This window comes from Massilia sp. MP_M2 (assembly GCF_039123635.1).
GTDB lineage: Bacteria > Pseudomonadota > Gammaproteobacteria > Burkholderiales > Burkholderiaceae_D > Telluria.
Genome location: NZ_JBCHJF010000003.1, coordinates 426460 through 442410, shown reverse-complemented (window position 1 = coordinate 442410; position 15951 = coordinate 426460). Strand labels below are relative to the sequence as shown.

Sequence of the window (15951 nt, the reverse complement as noted above, 5' to 3'; positions counted from 1 at the left end):
TCGTTATCCCGGCAAGTATTTCTTGCTCGACACTTGAAGTCAAATAGCATTTCAATCGTGCGCACGACTTGCCGATCCATCAAGGCTTGCGCACAACGGTTTACTCCGGAACCGGCCGCGGTGTTGCCAACAAGGCTTTCAAACTTGCCAATCTTGCCTTGGGACTCAGTATTTCCGATTCCATCGGCGCGGCCTCACCAACGTCCAGCGCCATTTCCTTGATGAAGCGCGATGGATCGCAATTGACCAGCTCGCCAGCGCGTTTGCGCCGCTTGCACCAGCTCACGTGCAGCGTGCGCTGGGCGCGCGTGATGCCCACGTACATCAGGCGCCGTTCTTCCTGGATGCGCGCCGAGATCGTTTCGATGGAGGCGTCCGGGTCACCCTTGTGCGGCAGGATGCCCTCTTCCACGCCAACCAGGTACACGTGCGGGTACTCCAGCCCTTTCGAGGCGTGCAGCGTCGACATGCGCACGGCATCCTGCTCCTCGTCCTGGCCTTCGAGCATCGACATCAAGGCCACCATCTGCGTCAGTTCCAGCAGGTTCTTTTCTTCGCCATCGCGGTCGCGCCCGCCACGCCCGCGCTCTTTCAGCCAGTTGGTAAATTCGAGCACGTTCTGCCACTTGGCCTGGGCCGCGCGGTCGTCGAAGCCTTCGTACAGGTAATGCTCGTAATTCATTTCCTTCATCATGTCGTCGAGCACCTCGGCCGCATGGTCGCCGGCGCCCAGCGGGCCGGGCCGGGTCGCGCGGTCTTCCAGCTCGCTGATGAAGTGGCAGAAGTTGCGCACCGAGCCCAGTTGCCGCTCGGCCAGCTTGGCTTCGATGCCGCCCTTGCGCGCCGCCTCGAATAACGAACAATTCCACTGCTTCGAAAATTCGCCCAGCACTTCGAGCGTGGCCATGCCGACCCCGCGCTTGGGCGTCGTGATGGCGCGGATGAAGGCCGGGTCGTCGTCCTGGTTGGCGATCAGGCGCAGGTAGGCAATGATGTCCTTGATCTCGGCCTTGTCGAAGAAGCTCTGGCCGCCCGACATCGTGTACGGGATGCGCTCCTTGCGCAGCGCCTGCTCCATCACGCGCGCCTGGTGGTTGCCGCGGTACAGGATGGCGAAGTCGGACCAGTTGTTCTTGCGCTGAAAGTGCTCGGACGAAATCAGCATCGCGATCTGGTCAGCTTCCTGGTCGTCGTTCTGCATGCCCATCACCTTGATCGGCTCGCCCAGGCCGTGCTCGGACCACAGTGACTTCTCGAAGATCTTCGGGTTGTTGCCGATCACGGCATTGGCCGCCTGCAGGATGCGGGTGGTGGAGCGGTAGTTCTGCTCGAGCTTGATCACGCGCAGGTCGGGGAAATCGACCTGCAGCGTTTTCAGGTTCTCGACCGAGGCACCGCGCCAGGCGTAGATCGCCTGGTCATCGTCGCCCACGGCGGTAAACATCGGCTTCTTGCCCAGGCCCGTCACCAGGAGCTTGACCAGCTCGTACTGGCAGGTATTGGTGTCCTGGTACTCGTCCATCAACAGGTAGCGCAGGCGGCGTTGCCAGCGGTCGCGGATCGGATCGTTGTTGCGAAACAGTTCCACCGGCAGGCGGATCAGGTCGTCGAAATCGACCGCCTGGTAGGCCTGCAGCGTGGCCACATAGCTGCGGTAGACGCGCCCGGCCTGCGCTTCGTCTTCGTCGCGCGCCGCCTTGATCGCGTCTTCCGGATCGACCAGGCCGTTCTTCCACAGCGAAATCGTGTTCTGGATGCGGCGAATTTCCTGCTTGTCGGTGCTCAGCGCCAGGTCGGACACGATCGTGTAGCAGTCGTCGCTGTCCATGATCGAAAACTTGTCCTTCAGCCCTACCCCGGCCGCTTCCTGGCGCAGGATGCGCACGCCCAGCGAGTGAAAGGTCGACACGGTCAATTGCTTGGCCTGCTTCGGCTGCTTGAGCAGCTTGGCGATGCGCTCCTGCATCTCGAGCGCCGCCTTGTTGGTAAAGGTCAGCGCGGCAATCGTGCGGGGATCGTAGCCGCAGTGCTCGATCATGTAGGCGATCTTTTGCGTGATCACGCGCGTCTTGCCGGACCCGGCGCCTGCGAGCACCAGGCAAGGGCCGTCCAGATACAGCGCGGCTTCGCTCTGCGGCCCGTTAAGGCCGAACTTTGGTGCGTTAGACATGGGGAAGTTTTCGGTGGGACAGAGGTCGATTGTAACAATCTGGCGGGCGCAGCGGGCGATGGCGCGTCGCAGGCCAAGCCGGATTGCAACATGCGGCCGCTGTGCTCGTGTTTGCCCGCATGCTCCTGCGAGTCAGCCGGGGATCGGGTACCATGCGACCTTTGCCAGCGACACGCCAGGCGCGACGCTGCAGCCCTATTTTTCTGGAAATCTGCACATGAAATTCGAACATCTCGTCGAAATCAACGATCCGATGAACCCGCTGCTCGACACGCTCACCCGCGAGCAGCTGTGGCACGGCCTGGTGCTGCGCGCCGAGCAGCCGAAGCTGTTCATCCCGCACCTGGACACCTGCGAGATCCTCGAGCGCGACGCCGGCGTCATGCGCCGCCGCCTGACCTTCGGCCCGCTGGTGATCGAAGACAAGGTGACCTTGACCCCGCTGCAAGAGGTGCACTACGACGTGCCGGCCCAGGGCGACATCACGGCCTCGACGCTGCGCATGGTCATCGAGGCGCCCACCAGCGCCATGCTGCTGGTGCGCTTCTGCTACGACGACGGCATGGGCGAACATGTCGACCAGGCCAATGCGATGTACGACGAATTCAAGAAGTCGGCCTACGAAGAAGCCGACATCGACACGGTGCGCATCCTGCGCCAGCTGGCCGGCCAGGGCAAGCTGGCCAGCACCCTGCTCAACTGATCCGGCGGTCCGGCGATCCGGCGGTCCGGCGATCCGGCGACGCGCTCTAGAGACCCGGCTGGGTCTCGGCGGCGAGGGTGGTGCTCTCGCCCTGCGACAGGTTGGTTGCCAGGTCGCGTAGCGCGGTGCGTACGCCTTCTTCGATCACCGGGTGATAGAACGGCATCTCCAGCATCTGGTCGACCGTCAGGCGCATCTGGCACGCCCATGACAGCAGGTGCGCCAGGTGTTCGGCGCGCGGCGCGATCATCTCGGCGCCCAGGAACAGGCGCGAGCCGTATTCGGCATACACCCGCAGCATCCCCTTGTTCTGCAACATGACGCGGCTGCGGCCCTGGTTCTCGAACGACACGCTGCCCACGGCGAATTTGCGTTGCCCGCCCGCGCACAGTTCCCGGTAGCTCTTGCCCAACGTGGCGATATTTGGCTCGGTAAAGGCGACCGCGATCGGCGTGCGGCGCAGGCCCGGACGTACGTCGGGGTAACGGCCCGCATTGTCGCCGGCGATCTTGCCGTGATCAGCCGCGTCGTGCAGCAACGGGCGCTCGTTGTTGGCGTCGCCCGCGATGAAGATAGAGCTGGTGCCACACTGCATCGTGCGCACGTCAAAGGTCGGGATGCCGTCGGCGCCCCGCTCCAGGCCGGTCAATTCCAGCCCCAGGTCATGCACGTTCGGCCTGCGCCCGGCGGCCATCAGCACGTACTGAAAGCGTTCGCTGCTTTCCTTGCCCAGCGCGTCGCGCACATGCAAAACGACCTCGTCGCCCTCCTGCACTGCTGTCACGATCTCGCTCTGGAACGCAATGTCGACTTCCTCGCCCAGCACGCGCGCAGCGCAGCGCAGCACTTCGGGGTCGCTGATGTTGGCGATGGAGCCGCCGCGCGCGTAGAAACGCACGCGCACGCCCAGGCGGCTCAGGGCCTGGCCCAGTTCGAGGCCGATCACGCCGGTGCCGATCACGGCCACCGAGGCGGGCAGGTCATTCCAGTAAAACACGTCGTCGCTGGTGACGATGCCGGGACCGACGTTCTCGAGCTGCGGCAGGCGCAGTGGCGTCGAGCCGGTGGCGATGACGACGCGCCCGGCGTGGATCTCGGTATGGTCGTCGACCTGCAGCGTGCACGGGCCGGTAAAGCGTGCGTGGCCCTGCAGGCGGTCCTGAACGGGAATGGCTTCCACGGCCTCGAGCACGAAGCCGACGAAACGGTCGCGTTCGCGCTGGACGCGCGCCATCACGGCCGGGCCATCGATCCGCACCTCGCCGGCATGCACGCCAAACGGGCCGGACGTGTGCAGCGTGTGCGCCGCCTCGGCCGCAGCGATCAGGAGCTTGCTCGGCATGCAACCGACCCGGGCGCAGGTGGTGCCGTAGTGCGCGCCCTCGATCACCACGGTGCGCGCGCCCTGCGCTTTGGCTGCGCGATAGGCCGTCATGCCGGCGGTGCCAGTGCCGATGACGGCGACATCCACGTTCAATTGTTTCATGGTGCTCTTTCGCTGTTGACAGGCAAAACGATACGCTATTTCAAGCACGCTGGTGGCAGGACTGACCGATTCAGCATGCCATCGGGCGCCAGCGTTTTAAAAATGATGTTGAATAACTGTCGATAAATCTTACAAATCGCAAGTTACAACTTTAATTTTCAGAAACTTTATTTAAAAGAATCAATTGCATAGATCAAAAATAGAAATACGGCATGATATTTGCTCTACTTCGGGTTCACCCACCAAGGAGATCCCATGTCACTTGCTTCCTTCAACAAACTGCTTGTTAGCCTGTCGCTGTTCGCTTGCTCTTCCGTGTTCGCCGCGCCGCTGGTTGTCAATGTTGCTGGGGTCACGAGCCAGGGTGAGATCGGCGATCCAGGCAATACCGTGCTGAACTTTAACGTCGGCGCCAATTCGGTCATTACCAGCGTCGCCTACTCGTTGAACCTGACGGCGTTCTCGCCGAGCTGGCTGTCCGAAATTGGCCTGGCGTTCACCGCCTCGGACGGCATCGACGGCGTGGTGTTCAACCCGGGTTTCGGCGATGACGGTCCGGGTACCGCGACCTACGCCGGTTCCGCCACTCTGGCCGACTTCGGCCTGGAGTTCGCAGTTGGTGCCGACGGCATCCTGCGCCTGGAATTCTATGAAGACTTCGATGACTTCGCTGGCGTCGATGGCATCTGGAACTTCGGCACCCTGACGTTTGGCGTGGAACCCGTCGACGTGGAAGTGCCCGGCGAAGTGCCTGAGCCAGCCACCGGTCTGCTGCTGGGCGCCGGCCTGGGCATGATGGGCTATGCAAACCGTCGCCGCCAGGCGGCGCGCAAGGCTGCCAGCGCGGCTTAAATATCGAGCGGGTCGACTTCGAGCGACCACTTCACGCGGGCCTTCATGGCCCGCAGCGCTTCCATCCACTCGCGCAGGAAGGCCTGCAAGGCCGGGCGCGAGCTGGACTCCACCAGCAGCTGGGCGCGGTCCATATTGTGCACGCGCGTCATCGTCATCGGGATCGGGTCATTGATCAGGATGCCGTCGTGCGCCAGGCAGTCGCGCGCGCTTTCCAGAAACGCAATCGCGATCGGCAGCTCGCGCGCTTCGGCCCGCAGCAAGGCCTGGTACATGTAGGGCGGCAGGCCCGCTTCGCGCCGTTCGTCGAGCAACTGGCCGGCAAAGCGCTCGTAATCGTGGCGCATCACCGCGCCGTACAGCGGATGCTGCACGTAGCGCGTCTGCACCAGCACCTCGGATGGCGCCCCGGCCCGTCCCGCGCGCCCCGCCACCTGCATCAGCTGCGCGAACAGACGCTCGCTGGCGCGGTAGTCCTGCGAGAACAGCGCGGTATCCGGGTTCAGAATGCCCACCAGCGTGAGCTTCTTGAAGTCGTGGCCCTTGGCGACCATCTGGGTGCCGATCAGGATATCGACCTCGCCCCGGTGCACGCTGTCGAACGCCGCCTGCGCGCTGCCCTTCAGGCGCGTGGAATCGGCATCGATGCGCAGGATGCGCGCCTCGGGGAACATCGCCCGCAAGCCCTCTTCGACGCGCTGCGTACCCCGGCCCAATGGCTGGATGTCGACATTGCCGCAGGTGGGACACGAGCGCGGGATGCGCAGCTCCAGACTGCAGTGGTGGCAGCGCAGCCGGTTCTCGGGCTTGTGCAGCACCATGAAGGCGGTGCAGCGCGTGCAGTCGCTGATCCAGCCGCAGGCGTCGCAGGAAATCACCGGGGCATAGCCGCGCCGGTTCAAAAACAATAGTGACTGCTCACCGCGCTCCAGACGCAGGCGCAGCGCCGCGACCATCTCGGTGGTCAGGCCATCACGCCCGCGGTCGCGCTCCATGTCGATCAGGCGCACGCGCGGCAGCACGGCGTCCTGGACGGCGCGCGCGCGCAGGTCGAGGCGCTGGTAGCGCCCCGAGCGCGCGTGGTGCCACGATTCGAGCGATGGCGTGGCCGAACCCAGCACGATCGGAATGCCCAGCTGGTGCGCGCGCCAGACGGCCAGGTCGCGCGCCGAGTAGCGCAAGCCTTCCTGCTGCTTGTACGACGGGTCGTGCTCTTCGTCGATCACGATCAGTTGCAAGTGCGGCAGCGACGCCAGCAGCGAAAGCCGCGTGCCGAGCACGATGCGCGCCTGGCCCAGGTGCGCCGCCAGCCAGTGCAGCATGCGCTCGCCTTCGGACAGGCTGCTGTGCAGCGTGGCGAGCATCATGCCCGGGAAGCGCGCCCGGATATTGCCTTCGAGCTGCGGCGTGAGGTTGATCTCGGGGACCATGATCAGGATCTGCGCCTGCGGGTCGCGCGCCAGCACCTGGGCACAGGCTTGCAGATAGACCTCGGTCTTGCCGCTGCCGGTCACGCCCCATAACAGGAACGGCTTGAAACCGATGGCGCCGCCGATGGCGTCGGCCGCTTCTTGCTGGGCCGTGTTCAGCACCGGCATGCCCACTGCGGTAGCGTCCTGCCCGGCCTCGAGCTTGGCCAGTTTTTTCAGCGCGCGCCCCAGGGCCACTGTTTTGGGCACCCGCAGGTTCTTGGGCAGGCCGGGCAACGCCACCTCGCCGAGCGGGCGCTGGTAGTACTCGGCGGCGAACCGGGCCAGTGCAAGCCAGCGCCCGGACAGCGGCGCCAGCTCGCCCCGCACCGCCAACGCATCCTTGAGTTTTTCGGGCGGGACGTCGCTCGTGGCCTTGACCGCGACGATCAGGGCCATGACCTCGCGCCGCGCAAACGACACCAGCGCCAGCTGGCCGGGCAGCGGTTCGTCACCGGGCTGGCAGGGCCAGCGGTAGTCGAAACTGCTGTTGAGCGGCGTATCGATCACGACTTCGAGGAAGCAGTACGGTGTGACCGGTGCTTGGTTGCTGGTTGACAATCTAGGCCCTGTGCAAATCTGTGGAGAACTTTGTGAATAGTGGGGGACTTGACCCTATCAAAGGTTTACGTTAGATCAAGTCTGGGACGATAATTCCTCAATTCAAGACAATTTTAGTCTTTGTAATCAATGACTTGAAAAACCGTCCAAAAACCTGTTAACAACCTTGACCACATTCGGTCGCTTGTGCATAACTCTGCAATTTTTCGTGGAAAACTCGCTGCGATGCGTCAGACAGTTAAGGCAATACATGAAGTTTCACGCTAAGTCCCGGTAAACCAAACACTTTTCCGCACCCTTGCCACGCCTGTTGATAACTTTGTGAACAAGGCGCCCAATCCGGTTGAATTCTGCTGGACAACGTTGATCGGAAAGACAGCCAGATCGCATAACCTGAGAAGAAACCCCTTACAGATCATTGACTTACGCGTAAACACGAAAAATCGAGATGTCCACAGGAACGTTTATCGGATTTGCGGAAGTTGTGAACAAGTGAGGAAGTCGGCTTGCAATCGCACTCTTGAGAGTGCGCAGCAAGCCGGGGACAAGATTACGCGGCGCGCTGCTTGCGGCTGAAGCTGTGCACCGCCTCGACCATCGCGGTGACCGATTCCGGCGGGGTGAATTGCGAGATGCCATGGCCCAGGTTGAACACGTGGCCGTGGCCATTCGATGGCGTGCCATAGGCCGTCAGCGAGCGCTCGACTTCGGCCGCAATCTGCTCTGGTGCGGCAAACAGGATCGCCGGGTCGAGGTTGCCCTGCAGCGCCACGCGGTCGCCGACCAGCGCGCGTGCAGCGCCCAGGTTCACGGTCCAGTCCAGGCCCAGCGCATCGGCGCCGATGTCGGCCATCTGGTCGAGCCAGATGCCGCCGCCCTTGGTGAACACGACGGCCGGGATGCGCACGCCATCTTTCTCGCGCTGCAGGCCTGCCAGAATCTGCTGCATGTATTGCAGCGAGAAGGTCTGGTAGGCGCCATCGGCCAGTGCCCCGCCCCACGAATCGAAGATCATCACGGCTTGCGCGCCGGCGTCGATCTGCGCGTTCAGGTACGCGGTGACGGCCTTGGCATTGATCTCGAGGATGCGGTGCATCAAATCCGGGCGGCTGTAGAGCATCTTTTTGACGGTGTGGAACTCGCGCGAGCCGGCGCCTTCGACCATATAGCAGGCCAGCGTCCACGGGCTGCCCGAAAAGCCGATCAGCGGCACGCGGCCATTGAGGGCGCCGCGGATCTGCGTGACGGCCTTGAACACGTAGTCGAGCGAGCCCATGTCGGGCACTTCCAGCGCATGGACCTGCTCTTCGGTGCGCAGCGGGCGCTCGAACTTCGGACCCTCGCCATCGGCGAAATACAGGCCCAGGCCCATCGCGTCAGGGACGGTCAGGATGTCCGAAAACAGGATCGACGCGTCCAGCGCGAAGCGATCGAGCGGCTGCAGCGTGACTTCGGTGGCGTAGTCGGGATTTTTTGCCAGGCCCAGGAACGAACCGGCGCGCGCGCGCGTGGCGCGGTATTCCGGCAGGTAGCGGCCCGCCTGACGCATCAGCCACACCGGGGTGTAGTCGGTCGGCTGGCGCAGCAGCGCACGCAGGAAGGTGTCGTTCTGGAGCGGGGCAAATTGTGGCATGGCTGACAATGGACGTGGACGATAGACGCCTATTATCGCACTCTCGCGCAGCCACTTGCGCCTACGGAACGGCGGTAGGCGCGTAATTCGCAGGATCGACCGGGGGCGGTCCGACCGGGCCAAACACGTCCTCCTTTGCCCTCTGAGGCGCAGGCCCCTGCGCAAGCGGCGGCTTGATGAAGATGAACGTCGCTTCAGCCGGGTCGCGCAGGTTCACTGCCAGGCTGGTGCCACCGGCGCGGTAGCTGCCCAGCACGCCGATCGCCATCTGCATGAACAGGGTGGCCGCGCCCGTGTTGCCCAGGCGTCGGTCGAGGTTGATGAACTGGTCGATCCGGCTGCTGTCGATCTCGGGGCCGCCCTCGGCAGCGTAAGCGCGCAGCATGCCCTCCAGGGCGATCAGCTGGCTGGTCTGGTTGCCGGTGGCGGCAATGACGCGTGCCGGACCCTGCGCCCGTTCGGATTCGGGCAGCGTGCGCAGCGCTTGCCTGAGTCCCTCGAGCAGAACTTTCTCGCGCGCGTCCCGGCGTTTGAGCGGTTTGCCATGTTCGTCGGTGGTCTTGACGAACACGGGGCGGTGGATGAAGCCGCGCGAAGTCATCTCGTCGAACATCTCGAGCTGCAATTTGCTCCACGGAACGGGAAACCAGGGCGTCGGCTTCCAGTCTCGCGGTGGGCGGTGCTTGTCCAGGCGGTCATGGTGCAGAAGACTGACTTCGCCGCTGCCGCGGATGTCTGGCCGCACGGCGAACTTCGCGGCGAAGTCAAGCCATTCGGCGGCAGTGATTGCGCGGCCGTTGCTGTCGGGGTCTGCCCGCGGCAGGGACTGTTCCATCTCAAAATGGGCCAGGAACAAGCGACGCGATACCCCATCGCGGTTGATTACGTCGATGGGAGTCGGGGGTTTGTCGATATCATCGAACGCATAGGGCCGGATTGCCTCGACGCGTTCGCGCCGGGCCAGGATGAACAGCGCCGCCGCGTCCGGCATCTCGGGAATGTAATAACCGTCTTCTGCGAGAGGAGGCGAACCCGGAGCCCGCATCATTTCCCTCACCGTCATGCCATCGTCCGAGTTCAGGACAACGTACGGCACATCGGGATTGGCGTCGAAGAAGCCGAACACGTCCTCGAGAATCCGGTCCGGCCGCTCGGAATAGCGCCGTGCGGCTGCGACGAACAGGCTGGTGGCCATGCCCTCCCCGCTGGTCCCGTTGGCCAATCCCATATTGGGCGACAAGGGGCCGTCGGGATACTTGCTGTGGTCTGGCGGGCCCGCAGCAAACACGGGTGTGCCCCAATCGACGACCGAATAGCCTGCACCGTTTCGCAAGGCATCACCTGCTCGTCCGCCACTTGCGCCGCGTTTGTCGAACTTTGTCCATGGATATTTTTTTGGGTCTTGCTCGCGCAGGGACGTGTAAGGCGTTCCGGTCTGCAACGCTTCCCACAGTTTTCCCTGCCGGTATTTCTCGAAGGTGACACCCAGGTTGATCACCTCCAATACATACTCGCGCCGCCCCTGCTCGGTACGTGCTGCAGCCAGGTGCGCACTTGCCTGCGTTGCCGCGGCCGAAGCGGCAACCTTGCGCGCGTCGGCTTCTCGTACCGAGAACAGCAAGCGTCCTCCGATCAGTACGACAATTCCCAGCAATGCAATCCACCATAATTTATGCATTGTTTCCTCCGAATGTGTAGAAGCAGTGACCTGAGGCGGCCGTGTGCATGACGTTTCAGTCATGGCGGCTCGTTGCCATCGCGTTGCCTGGTAGGTTCAAGGGGTCGGCAACATCGATTCGACAACAAGACAGCGAGGTAACCCTTCCGGAGGAAGGGGAAGATTCGCGGGCAAGGCGCCATTTGAGTAATACACCTGATTACCTTCGATTAAGGCTTTGCGCCAGGGACGTTCGTCGGCCCAGTAAGCCGCAAACTCGAATTGAAAATCGTCCCATGTCAGAATCCCGGGCCGGGGTTTATCTCTACCCCTGGGCTTCTTCAAGCGCCAGTCCGCTACCGCGCACAGATACTTGTAAAACAATGGATCGGTTGGCGCCTTGCCACCACCAATGGCCACGTCATACGCCGTCACCTGCTCATGATTTCGCCGGCCGCCAAACACAGCGCTGTGAAACGATCGCGCCACGCTGGTCTTTTGCCAGCGCAGACGTGCCTCTTCCGCCGTTTCGGTGCGCTGGATCAGCAGCCTGGGGGGATCGACTGGCCGATCAAATCCCAGTCCCAGGCAGACATACACCTGCATCACTTCGCACTGATCCTTGGCCTTCTTGCCCTGATTGCGCTGGTGCGTCAATGCGAATCGCTGTTCGTTCAGCTTCGCCACCCGTTCCCTGTGCAACAGGGGACGGGGGCTGGCGACCGGGTTGTAGCGGCCCAGCGAGGCCACGATTCCAATCGGGTCAGGGATACATTCCCAGCATTCGCTGATCCCGTAATCGCTGGTCACGGACGTCGCGGCGTCGATCTGGTCGACATTCTCGCTGGCGCCGAAGCGGCGCTGTGCATCCGGGAACGCGCCTTCGCCCATGCTGGCCGGTACCGGTCTGGCCAATGCTTCGCCCGTGATGCGCCGCATGCCGAAACGCATGCTTTCCTCTGCCGACGCGTCGTCGGGTGCATCGTCCTGCTCCGGTAAGTGCTCGCGCAGCGCGTGATTGCTGATCATCGAATCGCTGGCGGCGGTGTGGGCATGATCGTCTTCGCCCGGAAGGCGCAGTGCAAAGTCGTGCGGCGCCTGGCCGACGAGGACCGGATTGCCCTTACTAAAATTCGGTCGCCGCTTGAGCGTGAACACGCGCTGGAAGAAACCGGCGCCCAGTTCCGCTAATGGACGGAACAGCACTGGCACTGGCACCGTGGCGGTATCCGGTATGTAGCGGCCCGTTCGGTCCTGCCCGCCACGCGAGCGGGAGTGGGAGCGGGCCGCTACCTGGCGATGGCCACGCTGAAACTCGGGAATGCCCTGCCAGCCGATGCCTTCGACGCCAGCGAACGCCACCGTCATGTCCTCCGGCGAAAAGTAGAGGTAGACCTTGCCCCGGTTGTCGCGATCGGCCGCAGCCACCCAGCCGGGTCCGACTGCTCCCATATGCTTTCTGGTGTCGCCGAGCTCGGCCAATGGCGGGGCCGGATGTTTGCCCGCATGGACGCCCTTGACGATATTGGCCAGCGTGGCAAGGCGCGCACGCAGGCTCTGGCCACCGCTGATGGACCGGTAACGATCCGTTCCTGTCGTCATCTGCGCATCGGCGCCCGAGTAACCATCGACCATGCCCGCCACGAGCGGGGCCTCGTCGATCAGGCTGTAAGGGGGATTGCACAATACCAGTGTGTCGGCAGGCCGAGCACCGGGCTGGTCGGTCTTCATCTTCGGATCGAGCAGGAATGCCTGTGCAAGCAAACTGATCAGGCATCCCTGGCTGTGCGCGACGATCGAGACAGTCTCGTTCTCATCGTAGTCGCGGATCATCGAAATCAGTGCAGCCAGCCGCCGCGCGGCCAGAATCATGTACAGACGCCCAGGATTGTTCATGATCGGGTGGGTGGCGTCGCGCGCGCCCCAGTCGAGCGCTCCCCGCGCATCGCCCTTGCCACGGTTCCACATCTCGGCCAGCGAATTGGTCGCATTGGCGAACGGTCCGCCGCCTTTCGAGTAGTCGCGATCGAGCCGGTTGCCATGGCGGTCGAGCGCCTGGCCGTGTGACGTTTTCCGCCAGTCCTGGACACGCCCTTCCTGTTCGCGATATCCCCAATAGAAGGGAATAACCGGGCTGTGGGTGTCGGGGCTGATGGTTCTCTTGTAGAACACGGCGTCGGGATCTTCTTCCAGCCGTGTGCGATCGGTTTGCTGCGGCATGCGGTAGCTTGCCGGCCGCAGGTCACCGCGCAGGCGCTGCGTCAACCCGGTGCACAGGCCTGCTTCTACGGCCTCGTACGCCACACCCACATCATTTACGCCGTGCACGAGAATGACCGAGCCTGGAAGATTGTGCTTGGCGGCGACGATCTTCTTGTTGCCCTGACCCGGCAGGGTCACGCCCTGGCCATCGCCCCGGCTGAATGGGAGCTTCTTGTACAGTCCCGGATTCGACGCTGTGCTCATGCCTGTCCCTCCTCGCGCAACTCGATGTTTGCAAGATGCATCTGCTCGTGCTCGAGCGGCGGCGTGGTGCCGCCGTCGTCGACATTGCCCTCGCTGCTGCCCGCTGCCGAATCGATGCGATAGCCCAGACCGGGCGCAGGAACACCGCCATCGAGATGTGGATAGAAGCGCGGCTCGAACACGAGGTCGGTGCCCGCTTTTTCAAATACAGGCAGGTGGGCATCCATCGTTTCGGGGCCATCCCACAAGAATTCCGCGCCGTGAAATTTCAGCGGTTCCTTGCTGCCCAAAACAGGTGGACCATCGCCAAGCCGGAAAAACGAGCCGTCGCCGGCCACCAGCAGGATGGTCTTGGCGGCAATCGTGATCGTTCCGTCGCTGGCGCTGAGTTGCATGCTCTTGGCAGCGTTAATGGCGATATCGTCATGCTGGCTTTGCAGCAACAGCTTGCCCTGATGGGCGATGACCTTGACACCGCCACTGCGGGCGAACAGCGACACGCCAGCGCCGGCATTGACCGCAAACCGCTGCCCGGCGGTCAACTGCAGATTCTGCAGCGCCGTGCTGTCGATGCTGGTGGCCGAATAGCTCACGATTGCCTTCGAACTGGCAAAGCCGATCCCGGCGGACGAAGTCAGCGCAATCACTGGCTCGCTGGTTTCTTCCGCTGGATCGGATGACGACGCCGTATTGCTGCCGTTCTCCCATTGCCTGAAGCGGTCAAGCAGGGCGTCCTGTTGCGCCGCATCGTGTGCGAGCGCGCCATGGTCGGCGGCGTAATCGCCCAGAGAACTGCACAGCTCCCCGCATTCGCGGAGCAGCGCCAGGTAAGCGTCGCGCCCGAGCTGGGCACCTTTTTTGCCGCTTCCACCAAGCAATTCCCAGGCACTGAGCAAGATTCCACGCGCCGCTCGCAATGCAATGGCATGGTCGGTGCGCAGCTCGGCGCCCTCGCCGCGTGCCTTGGCGCTATTGTCTTGACGCGCCTCGGTGAGATAGCCGAGATTGAGTTCGCTGGCGCCGTGGTCGCTCGCCAACTGCGCGCTGATCTGGCCCGGCGTATCGTCCAGCCGCAACTGGTTGCCGCGCCCGCCACCGTGTACCTCGCGGCTGCGCAGACCCGATTGGTAACGCGACGCCGGGAGTCCGTCTTCGCGTTTGAATGCCGGAGGCGGCGCGGCGCCGTTGTACACCTGGCCGATGATGACCGGCTTGTCCGGATGGCCGCCAACAAAGTCGACCAGCACTTCGGTGCCAACCGGCGGCAAGAGCCGTGCACCACTCTGGCCATGGCTGCCGGGGCCATTCCCAGCCCAGCTCGAAGCAACCCGCACCCAGGCCGAATCACGCCCGCTGCCCTCGATATTGGCACCACCGGCACCGCCTGCACGCGAATGCTCGGGCATGCGGGCCGCGATGAATTGCACCTTCACGCGGCCCAGCTCATCGCACCAGACTGCCCCTTTTTCGGGCCCTGCCACGATGGCGGATTGCAACTGAGGGCGCACCGGGCGCGCCGCCGGAGGGACAATGGGAATGCGTCGGCGCACACAGCTAAAACGCGTCACATAGCGCAAGGGCATCCCGTCAGCGCAGGATATCGACTGATCCATCCTGCGCGGCCAGCCGCTACGTTCAAACAGACGCTCCACACGCGCGCCAATTTCCACTGGCAAGTGGTTATCGGCGCAGAACGCCTGCTCGGTGACGACGAACTCGCGGTCTTGCTGCGGGTGGGAGCCGATTTCCGGGTGACCTTCGAGGGCAAACCACTCGCCGGCGGCCAGATCGCGCACGCTGCCTTCGCCGGTAAACCGCTTGGCGGCATACTCATGCCATTTCGCGCGGGCGTCGCCGAGATCCTGCAGATCCCGTGTGTTGTCGCCCAGATGCGGTGCGCCCACCAGGTAGTCGTCCAGCCGCGCAGCCAGGGCGCTGCCGTACCCGCCCTGATCGGCCAGCGACGGCGACCCGACCATCATGCCCACGGGGCTGCCCGATCGCTTGTAGTCCCAACTGTGCAACGACACCATGCCCGGTACGAGTTCGCGGATACCGCTCCATGCGGTGATGGTGTCACGCTGCTCGGTGGCGTCATCGCGGTGAAAGCGCACCGTGTGGGCTGCATTGCGGCGCAAGTCGCTGGAATCACCGAACAGGACCAGCGTATGCCCGAGGCTGTCGGCAGCCTTCGCCAATCCCGGCCGGAAAAACCACGCAATGCCACGCTGCTGCATCAGCCTGCGTATGAAATTGGCGTCGGATTCATCATGCTGCATGATGAACCGGCGGGGCGGGAACTGGCGGCTGGTGAGGCTAGCTTCGATGTGCAGGTGGAAGGTACTCGCCACTGACGGCATGCTTGCTTGCCACTCGCCGACGAGCAGGCGGATGATGTCGAGTTCATTCTTGTCGCGCCATACCCTGGTATTGCGCTTGTGCTCCATCACCGACAATGCATCGCGCATCACCAGCTGGTAGGTCGCCATGCCGCCATCGCTCTGCCCCGATACCGCGCTGGTCACGATGCCACATATACGGCGCAATCCTCCGCGATCGGTGACGATCTGGAGTTCGGCTGGCACGCCGATAAATTGCTTGAGGGTCAAGGTAGCGCTGTTGGCGACACACAGCAGGCGGACCTCCGTGTCACCGCAGACAGCCTCGCTGCCGACCACCCGCTGCGGCAACAAAGGCGATGACTGCCATCCGTCCAGGATCAGGCGCAATGGGCGGTTATGGGCTGCAAATACAGTCTGTGCGAGGCGGTGCAGGCTCGCCATATCGTCAATTGCCATTGTGGATCTCCTCGGGCGCACGGCAAGGCTACTGCCTGCAAGCAACCATTATCCCGAGGCACGAATGCCGCCAACTTGTGCAAGCGCATGTCAGGGACAGCTGGCGGTGGTTGAAAGCACGGGAAAAGGTTAGCGCGCTCCCCGTACCGTTCACCT

9 protein-coding genes are annotated in these 15951 nt (G+C 63.3%); 2 read left to right on the top strand and 7 right to left on the bottom strand.

Annotated features, from left to right (window positions below; all coding sequences use genetic code 11):
- Positions 1 to 100: 100 nt before the first annotated feature.
- Positions 101 to 2170, bottom strand: coding sequence for a UvrD-helicase domain-containing protein (locus RCH14_RS09720; RefSeq protein WP_343025920.1), 2070 nt, complete (start codon positions 2168 to 2170; stop codon positions 101 to 103).
- Between the two features lie 217 nt (positions 2171 to 2387).
- Between RCH14_RS09720 and RCH14_RS09715 the strand changes: the two genes are divergently transcribed.
- Positions 2388 to 2873 (top strand): SRPBCC family protein, encoded by a 486-nt coding sequence (locus RCH14_RS09715; protein ID WP_343025919.1) that lies wholly within the window; start codon positions 2388 to 2390, stop codon positions 2871 to 2873.
- Positions 2874 to 2919: 46 nt separating this feature from the next.
- On the opposite strand, the gene RCH14_RS09710 is transcribed toward RCH14_RS09715, so the two are convergent.
- Complete coding sequence (locus RCH14_RS09710; protein WP_343025918.1) at positions 2920 to 4359, bottom strand: dihydrolipoyl dehydrogenase; 1440 nt, start codon at positions 4357 to 4359, stop codon at positions 2920 to 2922.
- A 255-nt stretch (positions 4360 to 4614) separates the two neighbouring features.
- Here RCH14_RS09710 and RCH14_RS09705 point away from each other — a divergent pair, with 255 nt between their 5' ends.
- Positions 4615 to 5211 (top strand): PEP-CTERM sorting domain-containing protein, encoded by a 597-nt coding sequence (locus RCH14_RS09705; protein WP_343025917.1) that lies wholly within the window; start codon positions 4615 to 4617, stop codon positions 5209 to 5211.
- Here RCH14_RS09705 and RCH14_RS09700 read toward each other — a convergent pair.
- The 5 genes from RCH14_RS09700 to RCH14_RS09680 all read right to left on the bottom strand — a co-directional run bounded on the left by RCH14_RS09700 (position 5208) and on the right by RCH14_RS09680 (position 15780).
- Entirely contained in the window at positions 5208 to 7241 is a 2034-nt protein-coding gene (locus tag RCH14_RS09700) for a primosomal protein N' (RefSeq protein ID WP_343025916.1), read from the bottom strand. The two genes, RCH14_RS09705 and RCH14_RS09700, sit on opposite strands and share 4 nt — an antisense overlap.
- 550 nt (positions 7242 to 7791) lie before the next feature.
- The gene (gene hemE, locus RCH14_RS09695; protein ID WP_343025915.1) at positions 7792 to 8874 is read right to left on the bottom strand and encodes a uroporphyrinogen decarboxylase; all 1083 of its coding nucleotides are present in this window, start codon (positions 8872 to 8874) and stop codon (positions 7792 to 7794) included.
- A gap of 61 nt (positions 8875 to 8935) precedes the next feature.
- Positions 8936 to 10615 (bottom strand): DUF2875 family protein, encoded by a 1680-nt coding sequence (locus RCH14_RS09690; protein WP_343025914.1) that lies wholly within the window; start codon positions 10613 to 10615, stop codon positions 8936 to 8938.
- 33 nt (positions 10616 to 10648) lie between these two features.
- Positions 10649 to 12997 (bottom strand): DUF3274 domain-containing protein, encoded by a 2349-nt coding sequence (locus RCH14_RS09685; RefSeq protein WP_343025913.1) that lies wholly within the window; start codon positions 12995 to 12997, stop codon positions 10649 to 10651.
- Positions 12994 to 15780 carry a type VI secretion system Vgr family protein gene (locus tag RCH14_RS09680; protein WP_343025912.1) on the bottom strand — a complete coding sequence of 929 codons (2787 nt, stop codon included), beginning with the start codon at positions 15778 to 15780 and terminating at the stop codon, positions 12994 to 12996. Before RCH14_RS09680 ends, RCH14_RS09685 begins: the two co-directional genes overlap by 4 nt.
- Positions 15781 to 15951: the final 171 nt, after the last annotated feature.